Genomic DNA, 12,468 nt, shown 5'->3' with positions numbered 1-12,468 from the left:
GATAGATCACAGAGACGGATAGATCACACAGACGCGATTTATCGCGTCTTTACCAGGAGCCACCTTCGCATTTAAGGATACGATCGAAGTCAGATGTCTTGGCCGGATCGCCTTTGCTGCGGAGTTGTTTCTCCACACTGATATTAACCAGCTCAGATTGCAGCCGGATCAGGTAAGCCTGATTTTCCTCACTGCCGTATCGGGATTGGTTAAGCTTACGCAGATTGCCCAGAAACGACTCGCGCAGGTTGAAGCTGAACTTGCGAGCCAGAGACTCGACAACAAACCGCTGTTCGGGACGGGCACTAGGCAAAATCTGGACGATCGGTTGCCCCAAAATTTTGTCTGCCTCTTTCTCGGTAACGTCTTTCTGGAGCCAGACTTCTGAAGTGGAGATGGGCAGGTCAGTGGTCTGTTCATCGACCTTGGCAAAGGCATGGGCTTCTGCATAGGACACTCGCCCATCCCGGTTGTAGTCAGCGGAGGCTACGGCTGTTCCGGTGCGCGATCGGCCACTGAGTCCGGCAAAAAAGCTGGAACTGTAATCCCGATAATCAGCTTCATTCACGGCAGGAGTACAACCGACGGAGGGCCGAGTCTTAATAGTGGCAAAGAATCCGCATCGGCTCTGGGGTGCTAGGGGACGAGTGGCATCTCCCCCTTCATAAATCAGGTTGGCAAAGGCCCCAGAATAGCATTGGGCCATCATGGCGACAAAGGTCGTATCCTGCGGCATCTGATCCAGGAGGCGGGTAAACTGCCGCACAGAGATCGGCTGGTCACGCCAGAGCAGCATCACATTATTATCCTCATCCCGGCGATTGTGCCCACCATGGCCCGTGAAGTAGAAAAAGAGACGATCGCCTGTTTGCATCTGCTTGGCGGTCTGCTGCATCAGGCGGCGCAGATTATCCGGGCTGGAGGCTCCTGATAGATTGGGAATTTGGGGCACCTTAAATTTCTGTTGACCGGAGGAGGGGTCGATATAACGAACGGTCGCCTCACCACTGTTACCATTGGCGAAGAAAATCGCCGCGTTTTTGGGGTCATAGCCCATGGCTTTCAGGGTGCGCTGAAAATACAGCACATTTTTTTCGAGCGCGATTTCATTGTAGGAAGGAGCCCCACCCCCCCCAAAGACAGCAAATAAGGGTTTGCGAGCTTCCTGACAGGTTCCTGCCACGGAAATCCCAGGTTCTGGAATTGTGGACACCGGGGCAGTTGAACCTAGGAGAAGAGCCACGATCGAAGAATTCAGAAGCTTCTGGAAAGCCAGTATCGGGGGGGTAACCAGGGGCATGGCTGAAACTTGATAAGGGTATTTTCAACCGCCAGATTAACACACCTGACCGAAGTGGCTTTGGGATTGCTAGGATGGGGAGTATGTGTGGACGATTCACTCTGAGCCCATCTCCGGAAGTTCTGGCCGAGGTCTTTCAACTGGCAGCAGTTCCTGACCTATCCCCGCGTTACAACATTGCGCCAACCCAGTCGATCGCGGCGATTCTCCAAACTGAGTCTGGTCGCTACTGCAAATTACTCCGCTGGGGCTTGATTCCAGCCTGGGCCAAAGACCCGCAGATGGGAGCCCGTCTGATTAATGCTCGCTCCGAAACGGTGGCCGAAAAGCCCTCTTTTCGATCGGCCTTCCGGCAACGTCGTTGTCTGATTCCGGCAGATGGCTTCTACGAATGGCAACGGACAAAAACGGGTAAGCAGCCGTTCTACTTTCGGATGCAGGATGGCAGTCCTTTCGCTTTTGCTGGGTTATGGGAACGCTGGCAGGGCAATGGAACAACGGAGGCGATCAACACCTGTACCATCCTGACAACAGAGGCTAATTCCTTACTGAAGCCGATCCACGATCGCATGCCCGTTATTCTCCAACCCCAGGACTATGCAACCTGGTTGGCTCCAACTACAACCCAGGGCAATGTGCTGCAGTCCCTGTTGCGCCCCTATGAGGCCGCTCTGATGACGGCTTTCCCGGTTACATCCCAAGTGAACTATCCAGGGAATGACACCCCCGACTGTATCCAAGCAGACCGGTCACAAATCGATGCGGGGTTGCTTTAAAACGGCAAAACTACAGCTAATATTTGTCTAGAACACAGGTGATCAATCCTGCCCTTGTGGGAAACAAAAGTTCGTTCAGGACAGTCCTTCCGTTTACTGCATCATTATGGCTATGGCTTACTCTGCATGGGCTCATTCCCTTCCCGAATTACTCCGTCAACCGATCGCGATCTCGGTGATGGCATCTCTGGGCTTGCATGGCCTGTTTGCAGCCACCTTCTCCCAACAAGCGCAAAAGTCAGAGCCGCTGCCAGAGACGGTCAAGGTTGTTGAGCTGACCCCTGCTGAGCGAAGTCGCCTGCCCCAGTCCCGCTTACCGCAGGCTTTTGTGCCCCAGACCCCCTTACCCACAAACCAGCCCCCCAGCCTGAGTAACCTGTTTCCCACCTTACCTCCGGGGGGGGCCTCCCCTTTCCCCCCGTCTGGTCGATCGACCAATAGCCTGCCCTACGGCACCCAATCAGCGGCCCCCTGGTACTGGTCGATGCCCCCCCGTCAACCATTGCCCAATGTCGTCACTCCCCCTGCTAACAGAACGACCGTTACCATCCCACAGAACCCCAGCCAGTCTCCCCCCACTCCTACGGCTGCGACCGTTAAGAATCCTGACCTGGATCGGCTGATTGGCTCTCAGGCTGCCTCGCCTCAACCCTCCCCCTCCCCCACACCTGGGACAACTCCATCCCCCTTGCCTTCCCCAACTGCCACTACTCGACCCAACAAAATTCCGGCCACGGCCATCGAGCGGATGCGAGAACTGCAAGCCCAGCGCCGGGCAACTAACCTGCAACCGCCACCTGGTGAAACCGGGGACCCGGCTGAGAGTGTGGCTTCCGGTGAATTGAGTAAGTGGTTGGAGAAATACAACATTCAATCCAATTTGAAAACGCTGGAGATCCCGGCCAGCAGCCCGCAAAACCTGAAGGGCAAGGTTCTTGTTGCGGTTACGGTTGATGCCACTGGCAAAGCGATCGACAAAACTGCCGAAGTCATTCAAAGTTCCGGGAATGAATCTCTGGATCAGGCAGCCCTGGATGCAGCTAAGAATCATAACTTTTCTCCTGCGGCAGAAGGGCAGGCTTACCTGATTGTGATCAGATTTGGGGATGAGTCCTCTGCTAACTTCCAGCCGTTTCCCTCTCGGTCTTGACTCCCTCTAGAATAGGGTCATCCCTTGAACAGGACCCATTCACCATGAAGACAATTCCAGTTGTTTTGGGAACAGTACTGCTCTTGACCCTGGGAGTGACAGACCCGATCGTCCGCAAAAGTCCGGCGGTGCAGTTGGCAGATGGTACGGTCTATTTCAATCGTCCCCCCGACCTGGTTGGGGCATCCGCAACCTATAAGACTGCCTATGCCTGGAATTCAACCTATGCGTTTACCCTAGACCTGTTAGAGAATGCTGGGGAACCCCTGCAACGGGTAACCATCACCCTGAAGGATACTCCCGATCCGGTGCGTTACTTTTTGGAGGAGACCCGTGCCTTTGCCCGCACGCCAGATGGCCAGACTCGTACCCTGACCCTGGAACAAGTCACCTTTGCACCGGAGGCTCAGGCCGTAACGGTGGTATTTAATCCGCCAGTGCCCCCCGGAAGAACCGTCACGATTGAGCTGCGGCCCGTCGAGAATCCCAGTGGTGGGGTTTACCTATTTGGGGTGACGGCTTTTCCCGCTGGAGAAAAAACCTACGGCCAATTTATCGGCTATGGTCGGATTCAAATTAACGATCGAGATTACTCCCGTTTCCAGGGACCCGGTTTTTTCTTCCGTTAGAAGTCTCATCCCCAGGGGGGCTGCGTGTCTTTATCCTTGAGCATCAACCATCGCCAGACGATCGAGTTTTTTGAGCAACTTGGCACTTTGCTGAATGCGGGGCTGCCCCTGGAGCGGAGTTTGAGCATGGCTGGTCAGACTGGAGAGGACTCTTTTCAACGCCATCTGGAAGCGATGGCTCAGTCGATCGCGGCGGGTCAGAATTTGGCCACGACCCTATCCCGCTATCCCCAATACTTTGATGGCTGGACTGTGAGTCTGATCCGGTTGGCAGAATATAGTGGCTCTCTGGCTGAAGGGTGCCATAGAATTGCCCAAAATCTGGATCGACAGCAGCGACGGCAGAAGCTGTACCGATCTGCCAGTTGGACTCTGGTTTTGACCCTGATCAGTCTGGTTACGTTGGGCGTTGTCCTGGTACAGGGCAACAACAATCACCTGCTCCGCCTTGGTTTCTGGGTTGCCTTCTTGTTGCTTCTGGGTCTGATTATGGTTTTGATTTACGGATTGGCCTCCCGTCGTCTGGATACGAAGCTCTATCGCCTGCTCTTGAAGGTACCGGTCATCGGCCAATTGATCCAGATTCGGGCGGTGCTCCACTTTACAGAACTGGCATTGCCTTTAGGGTGCGGGGTTCCATTACTGACGGCGGTAGAACTGATTCGCGATCGGATGCCCGATCCAGATCTGGCCGCTGGGTTAGGGGTCGCCGCCCGGCAAATTCGGGGGGGGCAGCCTTTAAGTCAGGGTCTACAGGGCTGCTTACCTGGGATTGCATTGAGCATGGTCCGAACTGGCGAGGAAACCGGCGAACTGGATGAGATGCTGCAGAGCATGGCCAGGTATTACGGGACCGAACTGGAGAAAAACCTGCAGTTGATTCAGGCCATTCTTCGCCCGATCGGACTCCTGGCTTTGGGAAGTCTGGTTTTGTATCTGGGCATTCAAATGATTCGATCTGGAATTGATTCGTTACCTAATTGATTTAGATCTAATCAAGCCTATGCTTGTTCTGGTTGTTCCTCTTAAAAGTGCTAAAACTTCCCAATCCTGGGAGCAAGTCTGTCAGTTATTCGAACGCTGTATCTGTTCAGTTTCGAGACAACCTGATCCCAGCTTTAGAGTCAGGGTTGTTTGTCAATCTGACCCATCCAGGTTTTCAAGAGCTGCCAACTAAACAGGATCATGAAGGTCGGGTTGTGAATTAAGTAGCGCTGCCATAAGCGACCGGGCTCCATCCCAAATCGATAGAGCCACTCCAAGCCCAGTCCCATCATCCAGCGGGGAGCCTGGGAAACCTCACCACTAAAAAAGCTGAAGGCGGCTCCAACGCCCAGCATCACAGTAGGCAGTCGTCCCTGCTGGCGGGCCATCCACAGTTCTTGTTTGGGACACCCCAATCCCACCAGAATCACCCGCGCCCCCGAAGCCCGGATGCGATCCCGATCGCTGGCTTCCTCCACTTCAGACAGGGGGCGAAACGGAGGGGCATGGGTTCCAGCAATAATCAGACCGGGAAACTGCTGCTCTAGATTGTGCCGGAGTTTGGTTAGCGTTGCTATTGTGCTGCCATACAAATAGAGGGGAATCCCCAGTTTGGCCGCCCGATCGCACCAGGCCAGCATCAGATCAGGGCCATAGACCCGAGATTGGTCTTTGTTTCCCAGCAGGCGCAAGCCCCAGACCAGTGGCATGCCATCGGGAGTAACCAGATCGGCTCGATTCAGGACTTCTTGAAAGTGAGGCTGCCCGTAGGCCGTCATCACCACATGCACATTAGCGGCAATCACATAGCGGGAGGCTCCAGCCTCAGCCCAGGATTGGATGAGATCGCAGGCATCTGCATAACTGGTGGGATCAACGCGACTACCCAGAATGTGAACCAAACTCAATTCCCCCAAATATCCTTTTCTCAAAGACTTAATTGAATCTTGGGTTTCGCGACATTCCCCTCCAACCTATACCCCCCAGCGCCTGTCTCCTAAGTAGGTCGGCACAATTAAATTAAGGATGAGAGTCGGGGTGAAGGGGGCGTGCCCCCTTCCTGGGGGCGTTCGCGAAGCGTTGCGCCAGCAAAAGCCCCCAGACCCCCCTTCTTATAATTAATCTCACCCGATTACTTACCTTCTGAATTCTAAATTCATCCCTTGTGAACTGTCTCGAAGGGTTCCGAGCCTAAGGGACTGGGAATCCATCCCTGGATAGTCTTGCGTTTTGCCAGTAATGGTTGGGAATGGACGATCGGCAAGCGCACCACCTCAGATTGGAGAATTTCGTCGATCTCAGCGTAAATCTTGGCCCTTGCGGCTTGATTGTCCGTGGCACGGCCCTGGATCAGGAGCTGGATCAGGCGATCGTTGCGCCAGCCCCCCAGGTCTGTCGTGGAATTCGGACCAAAGTGGGGATAGTAGAAATTGTCTGGATCCCCATAGTCTCCTGTCCAACCCAGCATAAAGGACTGGAATCCTGGTGGGCGTCGGCGATCGGCCAGATAGGCTGCCCAGTCTTTCGTCTGCAGGTTGACCCGAATGCCGATCGCGGTGAGGTCGGCGGCCATGGCCTCGGCGATTGGTTTTGGTGTCGGAAAGTACGGACGGGATACAGGCATGTACCACAGGTCTAGGTCAAAGCCGTTGGGATAGCCCGCCTCGGCCAGGAGTTGTTTCGCTTTCTGAGGATTGAAACCGTAGTCAGTCATTTTGGAGGATTGGGACCAGGCCAGGGCTGGGGGCGTAAAGTGGGGGCTGTTCTGGCCTAGATCGCCCCAGAAAGCCTGCACAATGTTCTGGCGATTGATCCCATGGGCGATCGCCCGTCGTACCCGCACATCCGCCAGGGGCTTATAGGTGGGATTCAGGGCCAGGAAGCCGACATTGAAAGAGGGGCGAGCCACCGTGTCCAGGTTGGCATCCTGCCGAATTTCCTGGGCTTGGTCGGGGGAAAAATCGACGGTAAAGTCAATCTGTCCGGCTCGCAGTTGGGCCAATCGAGCCGCCGGATCAGTAATGAAGCGAATCACCAGTTGTTCTGACCGGGGTAGCCCCTGCCGCCAGTAGGTGGGATTGCGTTGCAGGACCAGCCGATCGCCCGTGCGCCACTCCTTGAACAGAAATGCCCCGGTGCCAACGGCGATCGAACCCGGCGTTCCATATTTTGCTCCGGCCTGCTTGATGGCTGCTGGACTGGCAATCCCGAAATACCCTGAGCCGATTGCCGCCGGAAAGGCTGCAAAGGGCTGCTTCAGCACGAATTTGATCGTGAAATCATCCTCGATGACCAGGTCCTGCAACAGGGAATCCGGTTCTCCTCGGAAGCCGCCAAAAAAGTCCTTCCAGATGTCGTAGGTCTTGCCCGCTTCCCGATACCCCTGGGGATGCTGGCGGTCCCACCACCGCTCGACATTGAACTGGACAGCGGCGGCATTGAAGTCTGTCCCATCCTGAAACTTCACGCCTCGGCGCAATTTGAACGTCCAGATCCGGCCCCGTTCGGAAGCAGTCCAGGAGGTGGCCAGTCCGGGTTCTAGTTCTGTGGTTCCCGGTTTAAACTCCAGCAGGCGATTGTAAATCTGCTCCTGCACCACCACCGAGTTCCCGTCTGTGATATTGCCCGGTTCCAGGTTGACCGGTTGCCCGCCCGAACCATAGACCAGCGCTGGTGAACTGGAGGGGCCTGGACTGGAGCCAGTGCAGTTGGTGAGGACGATCGTCAAGCCCACGATCGCGGCCAGTAGTGCAAACCGCAGATGCAGACGTCGGGATATTCGCAACAGCCATCCTATCCAGTAACGTGCTTCAGTCCACAGGTTCATCCCTTGCATCCCTACGCCTTGATTAATGGGCAATGCCGTGTAGCGTAGCGGATGTAGAACGGGTAATCAAGCCGTAAAAAGGAAAAACGTAGTACGATTGTATTTCGATCAGTTTCCGCCGATCGGCGATGGTGCTCCAACCAGGTTGCTGCATCCGCAGGAACGCAAGCGGTAGAATCGTTAAGAACCATTTCGCAACTTTGCTATGTCCAAAGCCACTGACATTTCAAATAACCAGGACCGGCAAAGTTCTGAGCCGACCAGCCGAAATGGATCTCGTAGCAAGAAAACACGCTCCAATACTGAAAATCAGTCGCCCAAGGGGCAGACGGTGATCCATCCCGGCACCCTCAGCACCATCCGGATTCGGGGAGCCCGCCAGCACAATTTGAAGAACATCGATCTGGATTTGCCCCGTGATCGCCTGATTGTGTTCACTGGGGTTTCCGGTTCCGGCAAGTCTTCCCTGGCTTTTGACACGATCTTTGCAGAGGGGCAGCGCCGCTACGTGGAGTCCCTCAGCGCCTACGCCCGCCAGTTTCTGGGCCAGGTGGACAAACCCGACGTGGATTCGATCGAAGGGCTGAGTCCAGCCATTTCCATCGACCAGAAATCTACCTCCCACAACCCCCGCTCCACCGTAGGCACCGTCACCGAGATCTACGACTACCTGCGGCTGCTGTTCGGTCGGGCTGGGGAACCCCACTGTCCCCACTGCGATCGGTCGATCGCCCCCCAGACGATTGACCAGATGGTGGATCGGATTATGGAACTGCCCGATCGCACCCGATTTCAAATTCTGGCTCCAGTGGTGCGGGGCAAGAAAGGCACCCATCGCAAATTGCTCTCCGGCCTTGCATCGGAAGGCTTTGTCCGGGTCCGAATCGACGGGGAAGTGCGGGAGCTGAGTGACTCGATCGAACTGGACAAGAACCAGTTTCACCACATTGAGATTGTGGTCGATCGCCTGGTCAAGAAGGCGGGCCTGGAAGAACGACTGGTAGACTCCCTCACCACCTGCCTGCGCCACTCGGAAGGCATTGCCATGATTGACGTAATGGCAGCGGAAGGGGAAGGGACGGCAGCCAACAATGTGATTCCCCTAAACCCTGGTGTTACCCAACTGGCGGCAGAGGAGGGAGGGGAGTATGCTGCTGCAGAAAGCCTTAAGGGGAAGGGGAAAAATTCTAAGTCAGGTCAGGAACTGGTGTTCTCCGAGAATTTTGCCTGTCCGGAACATGGGGCTGTGATGGAGGAATTGTCTCCCCGTCTGTTCTCGTTTAACTCCCCCTATGGGGCCTGTCCCAACTGCCATGGCCTGGGGAGCCACCGCACCTTTGCCCCAGATCTGGTAATCCCCAATCCGGCTTTGCCCGTGTATGCGGCGATCGCCCCCTGGTCCGAAAAGGACAATACCTACTACCTGTCCCTGATTTGCAGTGTAGCTGAAGCCTTCAAGTTCGATATCAAAACCCCCTGGAACCAACTCACCCCAGAACAACAGCAGGTGTTGCTCCACGGCTCTCAGGACCCGATCTGGATTGAAGTGGATTCGCGCTACCGGGAGAACAAAGGGTATCACCGTCGCTATGAAGGGGTGATCCCAATTCTGGACCGCCAGTATCAGGAAGCTGGGTCAGAAGTCTATAAACAAAAGCTGGAGCAGTACCTGGTGGACCAACCCTGTGAGGTTTGCCGGGGTCGCCGCTTAAAGCCTGAATCCCTGGCGGTGCGGCTGGGCCAGTTTACGATCGTGGACCTGACCGGTGTCTCGATTCGGGAATGTCTGAACCGGGTTAACAGTCTCACCCTGAGCGATCGGCAGGCCCAAATTGCCGATCTGGTGTTGCGGGAAGTCAAGGCTCGCCTCCAGTTTCTGTTGGATGTGGGGCTGGACTATCTCACCCTGGATCGCACCGCCATGACTCTGTCTGGTGGGGAAGCGCAGCGGATTCGATTGGCGACTCAGATTGGATCTGGCCTGACGGGGGTGTTATATGTCCTGGATGAACCCAGCATCGGCCTGCACCAGCGGGATAATGGCCGATTGCTCAAAACCCTGACCCGGCTGCGGGACCTCGGCAATACCCTGATTGTGGTGGAGCACGATGAGGAAACCATTCGGGCTGCTGATCACCTGGTGGATATTGGTCCTGGTGCCGGGATTCATGGGGGCCGGGTGATTGCCCAGGGGGATCTGGAAACCCTGCTCCAGGCCCCGGATTCCCTGACGGGAGCCTACCTGTCAGGCCGAGAGGTCATCCGGACCCCGGAACAGCGGCGCAAGGGCAATGGCCGATCGCTGCGCCTGAAAGATGCCCACCGCAATAATCTCAAACACATCGATGTGGAAATTCCCCTGGGCAAGCTGGTCAGCATTACCGGTGTCTCGGGTTCGGGCAAGTCTACCCTGGTGAATGAGCTGCTGTTGCCCGCTCTGCAACACCATTTTGGGCAGAAGGTGCCATTTCCCAAGGAAATTGGGGCGATCGAAGGGCTTAATACCCTGGATAAGGTGATTGTGATTGACCAGTCGCCGATCGGACGCACTCCCCGGTCTAACCCAGCCACCTACACGGGCACCTTCGATGTGATTCGGGATATCTTTGCGGAGACGATCGAGGCCAAGGCCAGGGGTTATAAACCAGGACAGTTCTCCTTTAATGTTAAAGGGGGGCGCTGTGAAGCCTGTAGCGGTCAGGGGGTGAATGTGATCGAGATGAACTTCCTGCCGGATGTGTATGTCCAGTGTGAGGTCTGCAAGGGAGCCCGCTATAACCGAGAAACATTGCAGGTGAAATATAAGGACAAGTCGATCGCTGATGTCCTAAGCATGACGGTGGAGGAGGCGCTGGAATTCTGCTGCAATATCCCCCAGGCTGCAGCCAAACTCCAGACCCTGTTGGATGTGGGGCTGGGCTATATTCGCCTAGGGCAGACCGCCCCCACCCTCTCCGGCGGAGAGGCCCAGCGGGTGAAGCTGGCAACAGAGTTATCTCGACGGGCCACGGGTAAGACCCTCTATCTGATCGATGAGCCGACAACGGGGCTGTCTTTTTACGATGTCCATAAGTTGCTGGATGTGGTGCAGCGGCTGGTGGACAAGGGGAATTCCGTACTGGTGATTGAACACAACCTGGATGTGATCCGTTGTGCCGACTGGGTGATTGACCTGGGACCGGAGGGGGGCGATCGGGGCGGTGAGGTGATCGCTCTGGGTACTCCAGAGCAGGTGGCGCAAGTGCCACAATCCTTCACGGGTCACTATCTGCAACAGGTTCTATAAGACAATTGGCTTCAAACTGCCTTTGCCATCAGGGTTGCATCCAGGCCACCTCCAGTTCCCTGGCTGTTGAGGCGCTGCTGAATAGAAGGATGATTTTCGTGCTTGAGCCTTATGCAGCCCTCACCCTAGCCCTCTCCCAAAGGAGAGGGAACCAGAGTTTTAGCTCCCTTCTCCTGCGGGAGAAGGGTTGGGGATGAGGGTAATTCATATTTGCATTCAGCAAAGCCGCTGTTGATTGTCTGAATAGCAGCAAAATTGTGCAGCCTGAGCTAAAATTTGGGAGATTGCTAAAAAGTGTTAGAATCTGAACTGCTTCTTCTACAAGAGAAGCTGATGGCTAAAGTAGTAACAGGCCACATCGGGATGTAGCGCAGCTTGGTAGCGCGCCTGCTTTGGGAGCAGGATGTCGCAGGTTCAAATCCTGTCATCCCGATTGATCATAAAGCTGAATTTAACCTGAACGACCTCAGGGCAGGGGGCAATCCGATGGGACATCCTTTTACTCTGGCTGGGCAACAGGTCTACTATCACGATGAGAACCACGCCAGTGGCTATTTCCACACCTATGATGGCTTGCAGCTAGACCCTAGCCGAGATCCTCCACGCAAAATTCATGTTTTTCTACCCAGACCTTACGAGGAGAGTGCCGATCGCTTCCCTGTTCTTTACCTGAATGATGGCAATACGGCATTCTGGCCCGGTGGCTTAAGTCCCTATTCCTGGGAAGTGCCCAAGGTCTTAGGGGAACTCTACCAGCAGCGGGCTATTCCGCCAATCATTGTGGTGGCTATCCATCCTCTCAATCGATCCCAGGAGTATCTCCATGTCCTGGAGTTCTCTGCCCCCTTCCAGAAAGAAGGGGGAGGATTGCCGGATTATGCCAAATATGTGGTCAGGCTGAAGCAATTCATCGATCAGCATTACCGCACCCTGGGCGATCGACAGCAGACGACCATCTTGGGTTCCTCCCATGGGGGACTGGCAGCCTTCTATATCGGTTGTCTTTATGCTCAGTATTTCGGCAATGTGGGGGCCATCTCCCCTTCCTTCTGGGTGGGGGGCGTTTTCAACCTGTCAGAGACGCCCCTGATCGCAGCAGTTAAGGGATCTCTGCAGTCGGGCGATCAAAATCGACCGCGCCTCTGGATTGACTGGGGACTGAAACGGACTGGGGGCTTTCATAATTTTGTGATCGAGCAGCAAGCAACCCGATGGGGGCGCAAAATGGTCGAATTGCTGCAACGGGATTATGGCTATGTTCAGGGGCTTGACCTGTTCCAGTACGAAGACGAGACTGGAGGCCATGATGAACGAGCCTGGTCTGACCGACTGGGATTCGTTCTCAAACAGTTTTATCAGCGATAGGAACTAGTGGTAAGTCAATCAATGATTGACGGGCAGCCAAAATCCAGGTTGTTGATTGGGGTTAAATTTTGCGGGTCTTCGACCCGTCAAAATTTTCCTGACGGAACACTAGTACACCAAATTAAACGTTTTGGAAGGGGGGGAGGGGGTT

General features: G+C 55.1%; 9 protein-coding genes and 1 tRNA gene. 7 read left to right on the top strand and 3 right to left on the bottom strand.

Translation table 11 applies throughout. The features are described from left to right. Nucleotides 1-49 precede the first annotated feature (49 nt). The gene (locus BST81_RS16195; RefSeq protein ID WP_075599541.1) at nt 50-1,300 is read right to left on the bottom strand and encodes a caspase family protein; all 1,251 of its coding nucleotides are present in this window, start codon (nt 1,298-1,300) and stop codon (nt 50-52) included. Between the two features lie 83 nt (nt 1,301-1,383). On the opposite strand from BST81_RS16195, the gene BST81_RS16190 reads away from it, so the two are divergent. The 4 genes from BST81_RS16190 (at nt 1,384) to BST81_RS16175 (ending at nt 4,839) form a co-directional block, all read left to right on the top strand. After that, nucleotides 1,384-2,076: an SOS response-associated peptidase gene (locus BST81_RS16190; RefSeq protein WP_075599540.1), complete on the top strand. Its 693-nt coding sequence runs from the start codon at nt 1,384-1,386 to the stop codon at nt 2,074-2,076. Nucleotides 2,077-2,188: 112 nt separating this feature from the next. Next, a complete protein-coding gene (locus tag BST81_RS16185; RefSeq protein WP_171974777.1) occupies nt 2,189-3,226 on the top strand; it encodes an energy transducer TonB in 1,038 nt (345 codons plus the stop codon). Nucleotides 3,227-3,270: 44 nt separating this feature from the next. Beyond that, nucleotides 3,271-3,855, top strand: a complete 585-nt coding sequence (locus BST81_RS16180) for a DUF2808 domain-containing protein (protein WP_075599538.1) — start codon at nt 3,271-3,273, stop codon at nt 3,853-3,855. A 24-nt stretch (nt 3,856-3,879) separates the two neighbouring features. After that, nucleotides 3,880-4,839, top strand: a complete 960-nt coding sequence (locus BST81_RS16175; RefSeq protein WP_075599537.1) for a type II secretion system F family protein — start codon at nt 3,880-3,882, stop codon at nt 4,837-4,839. A 140-nt stretch (nt 4,840-4,979) separates the two neighbouring features. Here BST81_RS16175 and BST81_RS16170 read toward each other — a convergent pair whose 3' ends face one another. Next, nucleotides 4,980-5,747 carry a WecB/TagA/CpsF family glycosyltransferase gene (locus tag BST81_RS16170; RefSeq protein WP_363080222.1) on the bottom strand — a complete coding sequence of 256 codons (768 nt, stop codon included), beginning with the start codon at nt 5,745-5,747 and terminating at the stop codon, nt 4,980-4,982. A 248-nt stretch (nt 5,748-5,995) separates the two neighbouring features. Further along, complete coding sequence (locus BST81_RS16165) at nt 5,996-7,624, bottom strand: ABC transporter substrate-binding protein (protein ID WP_075599678.1); 1,629 nt, start codon at nt 7,622-7,624, stop codon at nt 5,996-5,998. A 247-nt stretch (nt 7,625-7,871) separates the two neighbouring features. Here BST81_RS16165 and uvrA point away from each other — a divergent pair, with 247 nt between their 5' ends. The 3 genes from uvrA to BST81_RS16150 all read left to right on the top strand — a co-directional run bounded on the left by uvrA (nt 7,872) and on the right by BST81_RS16150 (nt 12,317). Beyond that, nucleotides 7,872-10,952, top strand: coding sequence for an excinuclease ABC subunit UvrA (gene uvrA, locus BST81_RS16160; protein WP_083636901.1), 3,081 nt, complete (start codon nt 7,872-7,874; stop codon nt 10,950-10,952). Nucleotides 10,953-11,311: 359 nt separating this feature from the next. Continuing rightward, nucleotides 11,312-11,385: transfer RNA gene (locus tag BST81_RS16155), tRNA-Pro, on the top strand. A 53-nt stretch (nt 11,386-11,438) separates the two neighbouring features. Next, nucleotides 11,439-12,317, top strand: coding sequence for an alpha/beta hydrolase-fold protein (locus tag BST81_RS16150; RefSeq protein ID WP_075599536.1), 879 nt, complete (start codon nt 11,439-11,441; stop codon nt 12,315-12,317). The last annotated feature ends 151 nt before the right edge of the window (nt 12,318-12,468 follow it).

Origin of the sequence: Leptolyngbya sp. 'hensonii' (assembly GCF_001939115.1) — a bacterium.
In the GTDB taxonomy this organism is placed as follows: Bacteria; Cyanobacteriota; Cyanobacteriia.
This window is presented reverse-complemented; position numbering and strand designations above follow the sequence as displayed.